Origin of the sequence: Paenibacillus glycanilyticus (assembly GCF_023715145.1) — a bacterium.
Taxonomy (GTDB): Bacteria; Bacillota; Bacilli; order Paenibacillales; family Paenibacillaceae; genus Pristimantibacillus; species Pristimantibacillus glycanilyticus_A.
This window is the reverse complement of record NZ_JAMBNP010000003.1, coordinates 215,522-231,369: the sequence shown is the minus strand read 5'-3', so window position 1 is coordinate 231,369 and position 15,848 is coordinate 215,522. Positions and strand designations below refer to the sequence as shown.

Here is a 15,848-nt window from a genome sequence, read left to right as displayed (position 1 = left end):
CTGGCCTTCCAAATTATTCATGGGAGCGGCAAATAGCCCCCTCTGCGGAGGGGGCTGAACATTGGTTTATTAGCTAAATTTCAATTAAAGGCTTAAGCCGGTGCTCCCATATCCAGTGAGGGTTATATTGCTGGCGGGTGATGGTTTTAGCCTGAATAACCGGGTTTTGATTCATCCTGCCTGCGATTATCTCCGCGTGCTCGCGCAAGTACGCCTCCTCGGAAGGATGGTAGGATTCCCTGGTATCGACGCCAAAGCCCCGGGCATGCCATCTCATAAAATAGGCCTGCAGCCGATGGCCCAGCTCCTCGAGGGCAGGCACCGCCTGATTAAGGACAAGCATGTTGCCCCGGCTTGCCGCCTCCAGCACAATAAGCCCAAACGATTCGGAATAGGATGTGCAAATAAACAGATTGCTCAAAGTGAACAAATCCATAACGCCGCGATGCGGAAATCCGTCTGGCCAGCCCAAGTCGGAGGTAAAAACAAGCGCATCAAGGCCAAGACCGTACCGCTCCCCTTCGTCTCGTATGCTGCGCTTGTAAGCGGCAGGTTCAATATCAAGAGACGGAAAGTCGCAAAAAACGAGCTTTACCCGCTTCCCGGACACCGCGCTGATAACCGCAAGCAACGTGGCCGCTTTTTCCATCTGCTTGCCTGGCGTCAGCCGGCCGGGATAGACGGCCAAAATATCCGGCGTGAGCAGATCGGTCAGACCTCCGAGCCTCTGAATGTCTTCCCCCATTCCGCCATACAGGTTCAGACTGTTGGGAATCGCCCTGCACTGCTCGAGCAGCACCATGTATTGCTCTGCCAAGGCCGTCAATCCCGACTCTGCCGGGTACAAATACGTCGTATTGGGCAGCGGCATAAATCTGGCCGACAGAGGCCAGTCCATCCGCTTTGGTCTCACGGCCGGGTAGGAATGATTCATGGCGAGGAACCGCAGCCGCGGAAGCCGGACCTGCACCTGACGAACGGCAACATTATGTACGAGATGCCAGCCTTGATACAGAATATCGTGAAGAAATACAACGTCCACATCCTGCAGCGCTTCGTATAGGCTGTCCGTAATAACGTCAGCCTCCTGAAAGAAAGTCGGATGCACCCTGCCGGTTGGCTGGGTATAATCAAGCCAGTGAATCTGCTCTCCATGCAGCCGGTTCGTTATTTTCACCCATTCAATCCGCTCATCGCTATAGATCCCATAGCGCTCGGAGTCCGGGCAGTCCTGGCTGACGAGCACCTTAACCTTCATTCCCCCGCCGAGCAGCATATGCAAATGCTCCTCCACGACACTAACCAGGGAATAGGTCTTCGACAGCCCGTTAAACATCGTGAGAATGGCTACTTTCAACGCCCGCCCCCCTTTTTTTCGTACAAATACTGTCTTTTATGCCTGAATAAAAGGGAATATGCATAGGTATCTAAGGTGTGCCTAATAGGGCTGAATACTATGCTAATGGAGGGGATAACCGGATGGCCTGTGTCAATCTCGGGATAGCAAATAGCTTTAACGTATTTCTGTTTGGCGATCACACCCAATCTTTCGTAGATTCGGAGGGAAGGGTAGCCGTTGGAGGCAATGCCACTTATACGAGCTACGGGATAGGCAATACGCTGCCCGTATCGACGACAAGAGCGGATCTTATCGTTCGAGGCAATGTGAATATCTCTCAAGGAACCAATTTCGCGGGCAATACCGTGATATTCCCAGGCAGCACGGTCATTAATTATACGATGACCAATAATAACGGAGTACCCGGCCAGCCCCTGGTAGGAACGCCAATCGACTTTGACGGGGCCGAGCAAGATCTGGCACAGTTGTCCCTTAACCTGGCCGCATTGCCGGTCAACGGGACAGTATCCAATAACTTTGGCCAAATCGTACTTACGGGAACAGATCCCGCCATTAACATATTTATGTTCAACGGCAATAATGTAGACGGCAACGGACTGCGGCTGGATACCGCAAACGGCATTAATATCATTGCTCCGGCAGGCTCAACGATTCTCATTAATGTTGGAGATGCCAATGTCGGATTTGGAAGTTATCAGATCTTTCGCAACGGAATTTCCACTACCCCTAGCGACGGGGGACTCATTCTGTGGAACTTGTACCAGGCGATCACCGCCTTTAATCAGAACTTATCCATTACCGGTTCCGTTCTGGCTCCTTACGCGAACTGGGAGGCAATTGGTTTCGGCAATATAGACGGAACGCTAATCGCCCAGTCACTCACCAATGTAGGCGGTACATTGGAGGCGCATAATATCCCGTTTGTGGGTTGCCTTCCCGGTTCAGTTGTGCCGACATCTTCAACAACGACGACATCTACAACGTCAACGACATCTACTACCTCTACATCAACAACATCTACAACATCCACCACAAGCACCACATCAACATCAAGCACGTCTTCAACCTCGAGTACATCCAGTACAACAACGGCTGTCCCTACCACTTCAACAACGACTACAACGTCTGTTCCTACCACTTCAACAACCACTACAACGACAACAACGCCTGTGCCAACGACCACAACCACTACCACAACTTCAACTACGACACCGGCTGTTGTCACGGGACCTATTTTGACAGCAATCAAAACCGCAAATGTAACAACCGCACAGATCGGAGATACGATTACTTATACCATTACGGTGACGAATGTAGGGACCGCTCCAGGGGAAGCCTTGATCGTAGAGATCCTTCCGCCGGGCGTGCAATTCGTTCCGTCCAGCTTACTTATTAATGGAGGAAGATTCAGCGGTGTAGACATTACCGAGCAGGTTGCCATTGGTCTCATCAACGTAGGCCAGGTCGTGACGCTCCAATTCGAGGCCTTTGTTTCCGGGTATCCCGCAAGTGGACAAATCACGAATTCCGGCTTTATCATTGCCGTACCACCGGGTACTGTACCGGCGACCTGTACGCCGGGTGATTTATCCCTTACAACCATGCCGGGCGTAACTCCTGTGCCCGGACTTATGCTCCCTGTTCTTCCAATCTTTAAGCCTGGTGTAACGCCAGCGCCGGGGCAGGTTCCTAATCTGGGGCCGATTACGGGGCCGGATGGAACTGTTCTGCTGCCTCAGCAGGTAACCGTTCCGGGCATTACCCTTACACCGCTTGTTGGCGTGACCATACCGGCCTTGGCAGGAACGATTCAGCCAATCGTCTCGACAAGCTTTGTCTCTGTCCCATGGACAACGGTCATGAATGCGCCTAACCTGCTCGTCTCCAAAGCCTTCCTTGACGTTACCCTATTTGTCGGACAGCGGATCACCTATACGATCTTTGTCGTCAACAATGGCAACGCGGTATCCGGCCGAACGGTTCTAACAGACGTCCTCCCGGCTAATGCTTTGTTCATTCCAGGAACCATTCGCGTGAATAACGTGCTTAGGCTCGATGATACTCCGAGTGAAGGCATTAGTCTTGGACCTATTGCTCAAAATCAAAGCGTTTTGGTCCGGTTTGACGTACTGGTAAGAGGAAGCGGCGCACTGACGAATACGGCCCAGGTAAAAGCCGACTTCCTGCTGCCAAATCAACAGATCCAGTCGCAGATCTATTCGACCAATACGATATCGAACCCGGTATCCACGATTCGGACATCGGACTATGCCTCCTTCCTCAAAACTACCGACGCCCAAATCGTCAGGGTTGGAGACAGCTATCATTACAATATTACGCTCACGAACCTGTCGCCGGATATTACCGCGGCCAACGTCATCTTCTACGATCCGCTCGATAACCAGCTTCAGTTTGCATCGGGAAGCCTCACTGTGGATGGTATTCCTCAGCCTGATCCTCAAGCGGGCATCCCGCTTGGTACGATTGGACCGGGGATTACGCGAAGACTGACCTTCATGGTGAACGTGCTGGCCGAGCCGATGGGCGGCTTAATTGTTAACCAGGCGGCCGTACTCTTCGAATTCCGCTTCGGAACCTCCTGCTTCCGGGCAGGACTGCTCACCAATACGGTGCGAATCATCGTCGAAGACGACGAGGAATAGGACGAAAAAAAAAGCCCAAGACCCTTGCTGATCAAAGGTCTTGGGCTTTCCCGTTCCTGCCTTCCGCTTATCCTTATGCAAACTCCCAGCAGCTAAGGCTTAAATTACCGTATTGATAGCTGCGGTGCAGCAGCTTCGCCTGGCGGGTGCCGTCCGCCGCGCCCATCGCCAGCAGCAGCGGAATGAAATGCTCGCTTGTCGGGACCGCCTGCGCCGCATATGGAGCCAGCGTCTCATACCGGAACAGCGACTCGGTATCCCACGCTTCCAGCTTCTCCTGCAGCCAGTTATCGAAGGATTCGGCCCAGTCGTCAACGCCAGCCGAACGCCAGTTCAGAGCCCGCAAATTATGAACGGTGCCCCCGCTCCCGATAATGAGCACATCCTGCTCCCGAAGCTCCGCCAAGGCTTTGCCGATCTGATATTGCTGTTCATTCGTCAAGTAACGGTTAACCGATAAAGCGATAACCGGAATATCTGCCTCCGGGTAGAGCAGCTTAAGCACGGCCCATGCCCCGTGATCAAGTCCGCGCTCCTTATCCTGCACCGTCCGAACGCCACTCGACTCAAAGAGCGATACGATGCGGTCCGTTAAGGCTTGATCGCCTCTGGCCGGATAGGTCATCTGATACAGCTCCTCCTGGAAGCCGCCAAAATCATAAATCGTGCTGTACGTGTCCGCACCGCTGACGGCTTGCGCAACCTCCTCCCAGTGGGCGGAAAAAAGAACGATAGCCTTAGGCTTCGGATGATTTGCAGCAAAGGACTTCAAAAGCTCCGTATAGCTGTTCTCCTCAAGGACAATTGATGGCGCGCCATGCGCGAAAAAGTAAGATGGAAGCATTACCGGTCACTCCTCTGATTGAATTATCTTACTGCGTCTTCCTTGAACCATTGCAGGAGATCCCGCTGGTTCTCCTCCGTTACGCCGTGATCGGACTTATAAGTCTTGAACGCGAGGCCGGAAGTCCGCGTCTTGAAGTATGCCTCATTCTCATACCCGATGCTGACCGGGAAGATCGAATCAAATTCTCCGTGCGAGATATAAACGGATACCCGCTCCACGCTTTGCAGCGGATATTCCTCCTTCACAAAGCCCGGCACATAACCGTTTAACGCCGCAATGCCCTTTAACTGGTCCCCCATCTTAAGCGCCAGGGTCATGGACAGGATCGCCCCTTGGCTGAAGCCAAGCAAATACCGGCGCTTCGGATCGACCGGAAATTCGGCTGGCGCTTCCTTAATGAAAGCTTCAAGCCGCGTCACTGCCTGGTCAAACAGATCGCGAACGGGATTGCCAAGGCTTTTGAGCTCATAATATTGATAGCCCGCTCCGAGCGGAAGATTGCCGCGGATCCCGATAATAATAAAATCATCGGCCAGCGATTCAATCAGACCGTACATATTCCGCTCGTTAGAGCCTTTCCCGTGAAGGGTAAAAATCGTGGGGTACGTTCTGCCGGGCTCGAGCCGTGACGGCAGCCTGACATCATATTCATAAACCGAGTTCATCAGATAACCCTCCATCCTCGCCGTAATATATTAGTAATGTGAATATTTATTTTATATAAGAAATATAGTACGCAAAGGTCTAGCCTGTCAATCAAAAAATTGCTAATATGTATATAAGTTGTGTATCACTAATATTTTAAGGAGTGAGCTGTAGCATGGATATCGGCTCTACCATTCGGGCCATCCGGAAACGGAAGAACATTACGATCGCCCAAATCTGCGAAGAAACCGGCTTGTCTCAGGGCTTTATGAGCCAGGTCGAAACGAATAAAACCTCACCCTCTATCGCCACCTTGGAAAATATCGCAAATGCGCTGCAGGTTCCGTTAGCTTATTTGCTGTTAAGCAAAAAGGAAAAGATGCAGATTATCCGCAAGGAGGATCGCCGCGTAACAACAAGCGGACCGGACAAGCTGAAGGTATTCCATCTCAGCTCCACAAAAAATGTCCACATGATGCTTGTAGAGCTTCCGCCAGGCGCGTCAACGGGCGAGAACCACGCCCATGAAGGCGAGGAAGTGCATGTTGTCGTCCAGGGATCGGTCTATGTTGAGCAAGGGGAGGATGCGGCTGAATTACGCGCCGGCGACTCCTTCAGCTGGAATGCCTGTACCCCGCATACGGTAAAAAACATCGGAGAGGATACGGCCATCGTGATGATCTCGATCTATACGGAGTCCGATCCTTCGAAGGCTCTGATCTAAACGCAAATAAAGGGCACCCGCGGCGGGTGCCCTTTATTTCCTGCTGTTTTATTTAAATCGAGAAACCTTCGTCCTTGGCGCCTGCCGGAGCTTTTCCCAATACGCGGTTCAGAATGCTGTTCTCGTAATGGGTAAATCCGTTATCCCTCTCGCGGGGACGAGCCAAGGCAATCGGAATATCCTGCGAGATGGTGCCGTTCTCCACCAGAACCACGCGGTCGGCAAGCGCCACCGCTTCGCTCACGTCATGAGTGACCAGTACCGCCGTGAACCTTCTCTCCCGCCATAAGCGTTCGATTAGCTGCTGCATCTCAATGCGGGTAAGCGCATCAAGCGCCCCCAGCGGCTCGTCAAACAGCAGGATGCTTGGATTGCTGACAAGCGCCCGGGCAAGAGAAACTCTCTGCCGCTGCCCGCCGGACAAGACGGATGGCCATTCCTTCGCGCGGTCTGCCAGACCCACAAGCTCCAGCGCCTCCAGCGCTTTGGCGCGGTCGCCTCCTTCTACGCCGATCCGGACATTATCCAGCACGTTCTTCCAAGGGAGAAGCCGGGCATCCTGGAACATTACCCGCACATCCGATCTCAAGCCTGAGGACGGCTTGCCTCCGAAGGATACCGAGCCTTGAGCGGACCGTTCGAGTCCGGCGAGAAGGCGGAGCAGCGTGCTTTTGCCGCAACCGCTCCGGCCAACGACGGCAAGGAACTGTCCGGATGGAATCGTCAAGTCGAGATCCCGGAGTACGGTAAGATCGCCAAACCGGACAACCGCATCCCTGACTTCAACCTGCAAACCGCGGGATGATGCCTGCGCGGGCGATCCCGCCCCAGGCTGATTGATTACTTCTGACGCCGAAAGTGCGGATGCCATTGCAGCCAACTCCTCTCCATAAGCTTCGCCAGCCAATCGGACAATTTGCCGAGCAAAGCATAAATCACAATACTAAGCACAACTACGTCCATCCGGAAAAACTCGCGCGCATTCATCGCCATAAACCCGATTCCGCTGTTGGAGGAGATCGTCTCCGAGACAATCAGCGTAATCCACATAATGCCGAGCGCGAACCGCAGGCCAACCAAGATGGACGGGAGCGCGCCGGGAAAAATAATCGTACGAAACAGCGCGAAGCCTCGGAGCCCGTAAGTACGGCCCATCTCAATCAAGCCCGGTTCAACGGACCGGATGCCATGCAGGGTGTTCAAGTAAATCGGGAAGGCTACACCAAGCGCAACAAGAAAAATTTTACCCTGCTCGCCGATGCCGAACCATGCAATGATAAGCGGAATAAGGGATAAGTGCGGGATCGTCCGAATCATCTGAATGCTTGAATCCGTCAGTTTTTCTATAAAAGGCAGCAAGCCGTTTAAGATAGCCAGAATGAAGCCGATGCCTCCTCCTATCACAAAGCCCACTAGCGCACGCCTTGTACTGTCGCCGATATACACGAACAAATCCCCGTTGCGAATAAGCTTTGCGCCGGCCTCCACCACGGATACCGGGGTGGGCAGGATGCGCTGGGAGATCCATCCGGCACTGCCTAACCATTGCCAGACCGCTACAACAAGGATCGGTATCAACCATTCGAGTCCTATAGATAACGTTCCAGTTTTCCAGTTACGAGCTGCTGGACTCTTCATATTGCCGCCTCCTATTTAACTGATGCCCGCTCCGCCGGCTTCACCGAATTGGCGATCAACTCTCCGAACGGACTAGTAGATGATGGACCGTTGGCCGACTGCACTCCTTTAAGAGGAAGCAGAGGGAATACAAGATCGGCGAATTGATAAGCTTCTTCCAAGTGCGGATAACCGGACAATATAAACGTCTCTATACCAAGGGCCGCATATTCCTTCATTAGATTGGCAACTTCAGTCGGGTTGCCTACAAGCGCAGTGCCCGCTCCGCCTCGAACCAGACCAACGCCTGCCCACAGGTTCGGATAAATCTCAAGCTGGCTCCGGTCTCCGCCATGCAGATCCGACATGCGCTTCTGCCCTTCCGAATCATAACGGGCAAATACTTTGCGCGCCGCTGCAATCGCATCTCCATCCACTTTGCTTATGAGGCGGTCCGCTTCTCTCCATGCCTCTTCCGATGTTTCGCGGACAATGACATGAAGCCGGATGCCAAATCGAATTTCTCTTCCGCGCTCAGCGGCAAGCTGACGCACCTGATCGATCTTCTTCGCCACTTCCTGCGGCGGTTCTCCCCAAGTCAGGTAAACATCGACATGATCTGCCGCCACCTGTTGCCCCGCGGGGGAAGATCCTCCGAAGTAAAGCGGCGGATACGGCGCCTGTACCGGCGGATACAGCACTTTCCCGCCTTCTACCTTCAGATGCGAGCCTTCAAAATCAACAACCTCGCCCTTCAGCTCTCTGCGCCATATTTCAAGGAACTCGCTTGTCAGGTCGTATCGCTCGTCATGTCCGAGGAATACCCCTTCGCCTGCTAGCTCTACCGGATCCCCGCCGGTTACGACGTTGATCAAGAGGCGTCCGTTTGAAATCCGGTCAAACGTTGATGCCATTCTCGCCGACAACGTTGGCGACATCAAGCCGGGCCGGAGCGCTACGAGGAATTTAAGCTTTTCGGTTACGGGAATTAGGGAAGACGCAACCACCCAGGCATCCTCGCAGGAGGTTCCGGTCGGCAGCAGCACGCCGCCGTAGCCTAGACGGTCAGCTGCCTGCGCAACCTGCTGCATATACTTCGCATCAACGGTGCGTGCTCCTTCAGCGCTGCCAAGATAACGTCCATCACCATGCGTCGGAATAAACCAGAATACTTCCATTGTTATAACCCCTCTCCATTGTCGGCTTTCTTATTTCTTATTTCAAAGTAGCGTCCTTCACTTGAATTTCTTTCGGGATAAGCTTCAGGCCAAAGAAGGTATCGGCGATTTTTTGCTGCGCTTCAATAATGGAGTCGTCAATTGGATTAAGACCGTAGCCTCTGCGCGAAGCCGCCAGTTCAAGAGACGGAACGTCGATGCCAAGCTGCGGGGACAACAGCTCTGCCACATCCTTCTGATTAGCAGCCGCCCACTCGTCGATCTTGTTCAGTTCTTCCTTAAAGACATCAATGACGGATGCGTTCTCTTCGGCAAACTTGCGGGATGCGAGGTAGAACTCGATGTTCGAGACCAGATCCTTGCCGTCCGTCAGAAGCTTGCCGCCGGTTGCGGTCTGAGCTGCCGCGAGGAACGGATCCCAGATAACCCAAGCATCTACGCTGCCGTTCTCGAAGGCTACCCGCGCGTCGCCGGGAGGCAGGAAAACGGTAGTAATGTCGTTATAATCAACGCCAGCTTTCTCAAGCGCCTTAACAAGCAGATAGTGAACGTTCGAGCCTTTATTCAATGCGACTTTCTTACCCTTCAAATCCGCGAGAGAGGCGATTGCCGAATCCTTCGGCACGATGATCCCTTCGCTGGTTGGGCTTGCCGGCTCATGAGCCAGATAAACAAGCGGCGCGTCGGCAGCCTGAGCAAAGATCGGGGGAGCTTCGCCCGTATGGCCGATATCGATACTGCCTACGTTAAGAGCTTCGAGCAATTGAGGGCCGCCGGGAAACTCCGTCCACGTAATTTTGTAGCCTTCCGCTTCAAGACGCTCGTCAAGGGTACCTTTTGCTTTCAAAATGTTTACCGTACCGTATTTCTGGTAGCCGATTCGAATCACTTTATCTTTGGAACTTCCGGATGTGTTATTGGAGGCAGAAGTGTCAGCCGGGCTGTTTGTATTGTTGGAACCGCATGCGGCTGTCACCATCATCAAGCTGATCAATGTAAGGATGAAGAAGGATAATTTCCGATACTTTTTCATTATTAACACCCCTGTTTTCTGATTTTGGACACAACAAAAACCGGAAGTTTCCACAAGCCAAGCTCCCTCGAGGGAGTGTCAGTCGGGGAAACTTCCGGTGGTCCGGTAAGTTTTATCGATCTAATGCCTTTAATATAACCACATAATTCCTATAAGTCAACTATGAATTAACAAAAATTATAATCATTTGTTATCACCGCCAGCTCTTTTCTCTGCCTAGCCCCCTGTGATAAAGTGGAAATTGGGCTTGAATAAAGATCCGTGGAGGGGAAAACAAGGACATTACGCGGCTGCTTACTGTCCAGAGAGCCTAAACAAAATAAGGTACATACCTCTTCGTGCCCAAACGAAGGAAAGGAAGGCAATTATCCATGAATGCTTCTCAAGCTGGCGGATCCAGCTCGGCACCCGACTTAAGCAACATTAAGCGCGGGCCCATTATTGCTACTATTATTATTGGCGCTTTTATTGCCATACTGAATGAAACGCTGCTCGGCAACGCGCTTCCGGAGTTAATGAAGGCCTTTGAAGTTGGCCCTTCAACTATCCAATGGCTGACTACGGCCTATATGCTCGTGGTTGGCGTGCTTGTACCGGTAACGGCCTTACTCCAACAATGGTTTACGACCAGACAAATGTTTATTGGCGCCATGACGCTATTTTTTGCCGGCACCGTCATTTCGGCCGTTGCGCCCGAATTTGGCGTTCTGCTTGTAGGACGTATCGTGCAGGCGATCGGAACCGGTCTGATGCTTCCCGTATTGATGAATACGATTATGGCGATCTTCCCGCCGGAGAAGCGCGGAGGCGCAATGGGTCTGATCGGTCTCGTTATTATGGCCGCCCCCGCTATTGGACCAACGCTGTCCGGCGTCATCATGGACTCGCTGAACTGGCGCTGGCTGTTTATTCTGGTTATCCCTCTGGCAGCCTTGTCGATCATCTTCTCCTTCATGTTCCTGAAGAACGTATCCGATATTACAAAGCCTAAGGTGGATATCCTCTCCATTCTTCTCTCCACTATCGGCTTTGGCGGACTCGTATACGGCTTCAGCTCGACAGGCGAGAAGGGCTGGTCGGATCCCGAAGTAATCTGGACGATTGCCGTTGGCGCCGTCGCCTTGCTTATCTTTATCTGGCGCCAGCTGAAGCTCGAGGCTCCGATTCTGGACCTGCGGGCATTCAAATCGCCAATGTTCTCTATTGTAACCATTCTGCTCTTTGTGCTTATGATGACGTTGTTCTCCACCATGACGCTGCTGCCCATGTTCTTGCAGGGAGCACTTCTCATGACGGCCTTCACTTCAGGTCTCATCATGCTTCCGGGCAGTATCGTTAACGGAATTATGGCCCCTGTGTCGGGTGTATTGTTCGACAAGTTTGGTCCGCGCATTCTCGTAACGCCAGGCCTTATTCTTGTAGCGGTCTCGCTGTGGATGTTCACCGGCATCGATGCAACGGCAAGCAACGGTCATATTGTCCTGATCCATATCATTATGATGGTCGGTATTTCCCTTGTTATGATGCCAGCCCAAACCTCCGGTCTGAACCAGCTGCCGCGCAGCCTGTACCCGCATGGCACCGCGATTCTGAATACACTTCAGCAAGTATCGGGCGCCATTGGTACAGCGCTGTTCATCAGTATTATGAGTAACGGCACCAAGGACTACCTGAAGACATCGACAGATCCGACCGCACCTGCCGAGGCTGCGAAGGGGATGGTATCCGGCATTCACGATGCGTTCTGGATTGGCCTTGTGGTTGCTATCGCCGCTATCATCATCGGCTTGTTCGTGAAACGCACTACGCCGCCGGAAAGCGATAAGCCCGAGAGCGAGAAGCAAGAACGCGTAAGCATGAGCCACTAAATTGAAAAAGCGCCTTCCAAGCTATTCTGGAAGGCGCTTTTTATAAAGCATCAATTACTTAAGGAAGCCGTCTTTGAAGATGGCCAGCAGGCTCTCCAAGGTTGTCGGGTCGCTGTAAGTCGAAGCCTCTGTGTCAATCTCGATGACATGGCCGTTCTTAACAGCCGGGATATTCTTCCACGTGTCCGTGTTCATGAAGGCATTGTCATTTGCTGTGCTTCTGCTCAGTACGATGTAATCGCCCGAGTATTCAGGAAGCAGCTCCTGCGACAAGGTGTAGTAGCCTGGTCCTTGCGCATCCTTCGTTACTTTCTCCGGCATTTTCAGGCCCATTGCTTGGTACAATACTTCTGTACCGCGTGCCCAGTGGTCGCCGAATACGTAGAAGCTCTTCGAGTCTGTCTCGATAACGGATACGGTGGCGTTCTCGCCGACCTTCGCTTTAATCTCGTCGCCAAGTGCCGCCGCACGGGATTTGAAGTCGTCAACCCAAGTTTGCGCTTCCTTCTCTTTGCCAAGAATCTTGCCGATTTCGACTTGCTGATTCAGGTAGTCCAGCTTGCCCCAAGTGAAAGCAACCGTAGGAGCGATCTCGCTCAGCTTCTCAACGTTCTTGCTCTCCGTGCCAACGACGATCAGGTCTGGATCCAGCTCGATGATCTTCTCCAGATCTTCATCGGATACAACCTCTACGCCTTTCAGCTTCTCGGTGAACAGCGGGCTCATGTTGGTCCATTGGTCTACGCCAACGATATTGGCTCCAAGGGAGATCATGTTAGGCGCATAAGCCAGGGCTACGATGCGCTGCGGGTTAGCAGGAATCTCGACAGGGCCGCTCTCCGCTTGATAGGTAACCGTACCGGTTGCCGGCTGTTCCGCTGCTGCGGATTCCGACGGTGCAGGCGTTGCCGTAGCTTCTGCAGCTCCGTTGTTAGCGTTGTTCGTCTTGTTGCTGCCGCATGCACTAAGCACAACAACGAGCACAAGCATCATAATGGCAGGGATAAACTTTTTCATGGTCTAGCTCCTTTTTATTTTGAATGGCATTAACTACGATAATGATTCTCAATATCACATTGATTAACTATAATTGGTTATTGGAAGTCTGTCAATGAACACATTTCAAATTTATTTGTTGGGAAATAATATGGAGGGGGTTATATGACAATGGACAATTTGCGATATCCGATCGGCCCTTTTGAAGAGATTTGCGAGTCGACTGCCGAACAGCGCGGCAATTGGATCATGGAGATTACCGAGATGCCGTCGAGACTTCGGCAAGCCGTGGAGAATCTGACCGACGAACAGCTGTCCACGCCTTACCGTCCCGGGGGCTGGACCATCCGGCAGGTTATTCATCATCTTGCGGATAACGATATGAATTCTTATATCCGATTCAAGAAAGCTTTAACCGAGGAGAATCCAACCGCCTCATCGTTCCGGCAGAACATGTGGGCCGAGCTTAACGACTATGAAGCGCCGATCGAGAGCTCTCTAGTACTCCTAGAAGCGCTGCGCAGCCGGTTTACGATGCTGCTCCACGGGCTGCAGTCCTACGACTTCCTGAGAACCTTTAATAGCCCAACACACGGGTTAATGTCTCTCGATACGGCAATACAGCGATTTGACTGGCATGGCCGGCATCACCTCGCGCAGATCACATCACTAAAAAAGCGTATGGGCTGGTAGCCCATACGCTTTTAACTTTAATGCCAATGCCGCTACCTTGCCACGCTCTCCAGCACCTGCTTCACGAGGCGCTTCGGGGCAGCCAGCAAATAGGCTTCCTGAATAAGGCTGGCAAGCTCCTCCCAGTTCGGGCCTATCTCCATTTCAACGGACACCCAGCCATGATGACCGATATACGGCGTCTTCACATAACCGCCTTGCTCCAGCAGAAGGTACTGCTGCTCCTTCGTGGCTTTGATGGACAGGCTTGGCAGGGCGCTGTTATGCCCTTCTCCCATCATAATAAAGGTTTTCCCCCGTACCTTCATCACATCGTGGCCAAAGCCGTCAACGATTTGTTCGACCTCGGGCAGCTCCGAGCAAATGCTCTGCACCTGCTCCAGCATCTCGATTCCTAATGGCGTTTTCATCCCTTATCCCTCTCTTCTCCGATATAAATCGATACTTTTATAGCCTTCGGCAAGAATCGTCTTCATCTCGTCTTTCCGCTTGGTTCGGGTCTCTTCCTGCACCGCGCTGTAAACATAGCGGGCCCAGTCCTTGCGGTAGCCCGGGGTAAGGGACCGGTAGAATGCCAGAACCTCCGGGTTGTCCTTCAGATCCGCCTCAATATCCGCCACCAAAGCCTCATAATCGGCTACGCTTTGGCTCGGCTTCTTCGAAGAGGAAGCCTTGGCCTTGCGCGCCTCGGATTTAAAGCCCACGACCGTAAAGACATCATCAAGTCCAACCATGCGGGCAAACTTGATGGGACTTGTCCCGATATAGCCTTCTTCCTCGTCCGCGCCAAGCCCTTCAAACAAGCTGTCCCGGTGAATATAGGTCGGGTATGCTTTATTCCCTTTCTTCGGATAAGCGGCGAACAGGTACCCGCCCTCCTCCAGGTAATTCTCCTCTATCACTTCGGCCGTCAGCTTCTGCAAAGACGTCATATCAAGGACAAAAGCAAAGATAAGATCATAACGGCTGCCCGCCTGCAGCTTTGTCTCATAATGCTCAAGCCCGGCCAATGATTCATGGCCTTCCGGCAGATGCAGGACAGCGGCTTTTTTATACTTATGTAAATTCAACTTCTCCACTATCGTCTTGCTCATCGGTGACCTCCGATTCCCGTACATGGGCATAAGGCGCTTTGTCATGCACCAGATTCAGCTGAATGCCATGCTCCAGATAAGCCTTCGCTCCGCACAGGACAATTGTAAAGCCCTCCGTGGAACCAATTGCCCGCTGAACGACCTCCTCCTCTTCCCCTTGAAAGCCGGAATCGGTAATCGTAACAAAGGTTTCCGTCTCGGACTGCGCGGTAAACGTCCATTCCGCCCGGGTGCCCCAGTCGATCACAATCCGTTTATTCTCCTCAAGCTCCAATACGCTGATCGGCGCCGAAGCCCCGTACATCTCCCAAGTCCACTCAACCTGCCTGCCCGCTTCCAATTTCCCGCTGCCTTTGGTGAACCAGAATTTTGTCGTAATCGCCGGATCGATAAAAGCCTCGTATACCTCACTTACCGGTCTTCTGATCAGCATTTCAGCTTTTGCCACTGGATTTGTCACCATCATTCACCCTCCCCATGCTCTTACTTCTTCCTTACTTCTATATTGACCGGCTGTCAACCTGCTAAACCCGATGCAAGCGGCTATTTATCCAATATCCGATAGACTGCCTTGATAAACCCGCCAAACACCTCGTGGCTGTAGGTGAAACCGTGCTTCAGGTAGAAGTCCAGCGCCTCCTCATTGCCGTTCGAGACATAAATAATGAGCAGGTCAACATCCGGAAAGCTTTCCAGCCAATCGATCGACTGCTCGAACAGCTTCTTGCCAAGTCCCATGCTCCGGTAGCCGTCACGCAAATACAGGTTACTCAAGAATCCGATCTTCTTCGGAAACTCCACCCAGTCCGGGTAAAAGCCTTTAATAGCGGCCAGGTTCTGGTTCGGCGCCCATGCGGGAAGCCTGTCATCTCCGGGCTCAATCTCATCTATGGTGGAGAAGGCATAACCAACCGGCACGCCTCCATCCCTCGCGATAAGCACCTGCTTGTGAAGCGCACTGTCATAGCTTCTGCGCATGCGCGTATCAAAGTTCATCCAGTCAAACACCTCGGGCGCCATAACGGCCCGGGACTGCTGAAAGGCCATCAGTTCATTGCACAGCTCCCGGCAAGGCTCAATATTACCGTCCGTTACAATCTCAATCGTTATATTCGTCATGTCTGCCTCCT

16 protein-coding genes are annotated in these 15,848 nt (G+C 52.5%); 4 read left to right on the top strand and 12 right to left on the bottom strand.

What is annotated here, in order from left to right:
- Nucleotides 1-73: 73 nt before the first annotated feature.
- Nucleotides 74-1,357: a glycosyltransferase gene (locus M3194_RS10705; RefSeq protein WP_251653422.1), complete on the bottom strand. Its 1,284-nt coding sequence runs from the start codon at nt 1,355-1,357 to the stop codon at nt 74-76.
- A 122-nt stretch (nt 1,358-1,479) separates the two neighbouring features.
- On the opposite strand from M3194_RS10705, the gene M3194_RS10700 reads away from it, so the two are divergent.
- Complete coding sequence (locus tag M3194_RS10700; RefSeq protein ID WP_251653421.1) at nt 1,480-4,023, top strand: choice-of-anchor A family protein; 2,544 nt, start codon at nt 1,480-1,482, stop codon at nt 4,021-4,023.
- 73 nt (nt 4,024-4,096) lie between these two features.
- Here the strand turns inward: M3194_RS10700 and M3194_RS10695 are convergent, their stop codons facing one another.
- A complete protein-coding gene (locus M3194_RS10695) occupies nt 4,097-4,867 on the bottom strand; it encodes a DODA-type extradiol aromatic ring-opening family dioxygenase (protein ID WP_251653420.1) in 771 nt (256 codons plus the stop codon).
- A gap of 23 nt (nt 4,868-4,890) precedes the next feature.
- Nucleotides 4,891-5,535, bottom strand: a complete 645-nt coding sequence (locus tag M3194_RS10690) for an alpha/beta hydrolase (protein WP_251653419.1) — start codon at nt 5,533-5,535, stop codon at nt 4,891-4,893.
- A 155-nt stretch (nt 5,536-5,690) separates the two neighbouring features.
- On the opposite strand from M3194_RS10690, the gene M3194_RS10685 reads away from it, so the two are divergent.
- On the top strand, nt 5,691-6,239 hold the full coding sequence (locus M3194_RS10685; RefSeq protein ID WP_251653418.1) for a helix-turn-helix domain-containing protein: 549 nt from the start codon (nt 5,691-5,693) through the stop codon (nt 6,237-6,239).
- A gap of 52 nt (nt 6,240-6,291) precedes the next feature.
- Here the strand turns inward: M3194_RS10685 and M3194_RS10680 are convergent, their stop codons facing one another.
- The 4 genes from M3194_RS10680 to M3194_RS10665 are packed head-to-tail and all read right to left on the bottom strand — an operon-like array spanning nt 6,292 to nt 10,067.
- Nucleotides 6,292-7,110 (bottom strand): ATP-binding cassette domain-containing protein, encoded by an 819-nt coding sequence (locus tag M3194_RS10680; RefSeq protein WP_251653417.1) that lies wholly within the window; start codon nt 7,108-7,110, stop codon nt 6,292-6,294.
- A complete protein-coding gene (locus tag M3194_RS10675; protein ID WP_251653416.1) occupies nt 7,080-7,877 on the bottom strand; it encodes an ABC transporter permease subunit in 798 nt (265 codons plus the stop codon). Before M3194_RS10675 ends, M3194_RS10680 begins: the two co-directional genes overlap by 31 nt.
- A gap of 11 nt (nt 7,878-7,888) precedes the next feature.
- Nucleotides 7,889-9,034, bottom strand: coding sequence for an FMNH2-dependent alkanesulfonate monooxygenase (gene ssuD / locus M3194_RS10670; protein ID WP_251653415.1), 1,146 nt, complete (start codon nt 9,032-9,034; stop codon nt 7,889-7,891).
- 37 nt (nt 9,035-9,071) lie between these two features.
- On the bottom strand, nt 9,072-10,067 hold the full coding sequence (locus tag M3194_RS10665; RefSeq protein ID WP_251653414.1) for a sulfonate ABC transporter substrate-binding protein: 996 nt from the start codon (nt 10,065-10,067) through the stop codon (nt 9,072-9,074).
- 371 nt (nt 10,068-10,438) lie between these two features.
- Here M3194_RS10665 and M3194_RS10660 point away from each other — a divergent pair, with 371 nt between their 5' ends.
- The gene (locus M3194_RS10660; RefSeq protein ID WP_251653413.1) at nt 10,439-11,935 is read left to right on the top strand and encodes a DHA2 family efflux MFS transporter permease subunit; all 1,497 of its coding nucleotides are present in this window, start codon (nt 10,439-10,441) and stop codon (nt 11,933-11,935) included.
- 54 nt (nt 11,936-11,989) lie between these two features.
- Here the strand turns inward: M3194_RS10660 and M3194_RS10655 are convergent, their stop codons facing one another.
- Nucleotides 11,990-12,952: an iron-hydroxamate ABC transporter substrate-binding protein gene (locus M3194_RS10655; RefSeq protein ID WP_251653412.1), complete on the bottom strand. Its 963-nt coding sequence runs from the start codon at nt 12,950-12,952 to the stop codon at nt 11,990-11,992.
- A 150-nt stretch (nt 12,953-13,102) separates the two neighbouring features.
- Here M3194_RS10655 and M3194_RS10650 point away from each other — a divergent pair, with 150 nt between their 5' ends.
- Nucleotides 13,103-13,624: a YfiT family bacillithiol transferase gene (locus tag M3194_RS10650; protein ID WP_251653411.1), complete on the top strand. Its 522-nt coding sequence runs from the start codon at nt 13,103-13,105 to the stop codon at nt 13,622-13,624.
- Between the two features lie 32 nt (nt 13,625-13,656).
- Here M3194_RS10650 and M3194_RS10645 read toward each other — a convergent pair whose 3' ends face one another.
- The 4 genes from M3194_RS10645 to M3194_RS10630 form a co-directional block, all read right to left on the bottom strand.
- Nucleotides 13,657-14,034: an MmcQ/YjbR family DNA-binding protein gene (locus M3194_RS10645; protein ID WP_251653410.1), complete on the bottom strand. Its 378-nt coding sequence runs from the start codon at nt 14,032-14,034 to the stop codon at nt 13,657-13,659.
- A 3-nt stretch (nt 14,035-14,037) separates the two neighbouring features.
- Nucleotides 14,038-14,718 (bottom strand): YdeI/OmpD-associated family protein, encoded by a 681-nt coding sequence (locus M3194_RS10640; RefSeq protein ID WP_251653409.1) that lies wholly within the window; start codon nt 14,716-14,718, stop codon nt 14,038-14,040.
- Nucleotides 14,681-15,181 carry an SRPBCC family protein gene (locus tag M3194_RS10635; protein WP_397334307.1) on the bottom strand — a complete coding sequence of 167 codons (501 nt, stop codon included), beginning with the start codon at nt 15,179-15,181 and terminating at the stop codon, nt 14,681-14,683. The genes M3194_RS10640 and M3194_RS10635 overlap by 38 nt, the downstream gene beginning before the upstream one ends.
- A gap of 80 nt (nt 15,182-15,261) precedes the next feature.
- On the bottom strand, nt 15,262-15,837 hold the full coding sequence (locus tag M3194_RS10630) for a GNAT family N-acetyltransferase (RefSeq protein WP_251653407.1): 576 nt from the start codon (nt 15,835-15,837) through the stop codon (nt 15,262-15,264).
- Nucleotides 15,838-15,848 lie beyond the last annotated feature (11 nt).

Excerpts from the sequence above, each read along its gene's own strand:
- M3194_RS10690 (WP_251653419.1), bottom strand. The coding sequence starts at position 5,535 with ATGAACTCGGTTTATGAATATGATGTCAGGCTGCCGTCACGGCTCGAG.
- M3194_RS10650 (WP_251653411.1), top strand. The coding sequence starts at position 13,103 with ATGGACAATTTGCGATATCCGATCGGCCCTTTTGAAGAGATTTGCGAG.
- M3194_RS10645 (WP_251653410.1), bottom strand. The coding sequence starts at position 14,034 with ATGAAAACGCCATTAGGAATCGAGATGCTGGAGCAGGTGCAGAGCATT.
- M3194_RS10665 (WP_251653414.1), bottom strand. The coding sequence starts at position 10,067 with ATGAAAAAGTATCGGAAATTATCCTTCTTCATCCTTACATTGATCAGC.
- M3194_RS10630 (WP_251653407.1), bottom strand. The coding sequence starts at position 15,837 with ATGACGAATATAACGATTGAGATTGTAACGGACGGTAATATTGAGCCT.
- M3194_RS10700 (WP_251653421.1), top strand. The coding sequence starts at position 1,480 with ATGGCCTGTGTCAATCTCGGGATAGCAAATAGCTTTAACGTATTTCTG.
- M3194_RS10660 (WP_251653413.1), top strand. The coding sequence starts at position 10,439 with ATGAATGCTTCTCAAGCTGGCGGATCCAGCTCGGCACCCGACTTAAGC.
- M3194_RS10675 (WP_251653416.1), bottom strand. The coding sequence starts at position 7,877 with ATGAAGAGTCCAGCAGCTCGTAACTGGAAAACTGGAACGTTATCTATA.
- ssuD (WP_251653415.1), bottom strand. The coding sequence starts at position 9,034 with ATGGAAGTATTCTGGTTTATTCCGACGCATGGTGATGGACGTTATCTT.
- M3194_RS10685 (WP_251653418.1), top strand. The coding sequence starts at position 5,691 with ATGGATATCGGCTCTACCATTCGGGCCATCCGGAAACGGAAGAACATT.
- M3194_RS10680 (WP_251653417.1), bottom strand. The coding sequence starts at position 7,110 with ATGGCATCCGCACTTTCGGCGTCAGAAGTAATCAATCAGCCTGGGGCG.
- M3194_RS10695 (WP_251653420.1), bottom strand. The coding sequence starts at position 4,867 with ATGCTTCCATCTTACTTTTTCGCGCATGGCGCGCCATCAATTGTCCTT.
- M3194_RS10655 (WP_251653412.1), bottom strand. The coding sequence starts at position 12,952 with ATGAAAAAGTTTATCCCTGCCATTATGATGCTTGTGCTCGTTGTTGTG.
- M3194_RS10635 (WP_397334307.1), bottom strand. The coding sequence starts at position 15,181 with ATGGTGACAAATCCAGTGGCAAAAGCTGAAATGCTGATCAGAAGACCG.
- M3194_RS10640 (WP_251653409.1), bottom strand. The coding sequence starts at position 14,718 with ATGAGCAAGACGATAGTGGAGAAGTTGAATTTACATAAGTATAAAAAA.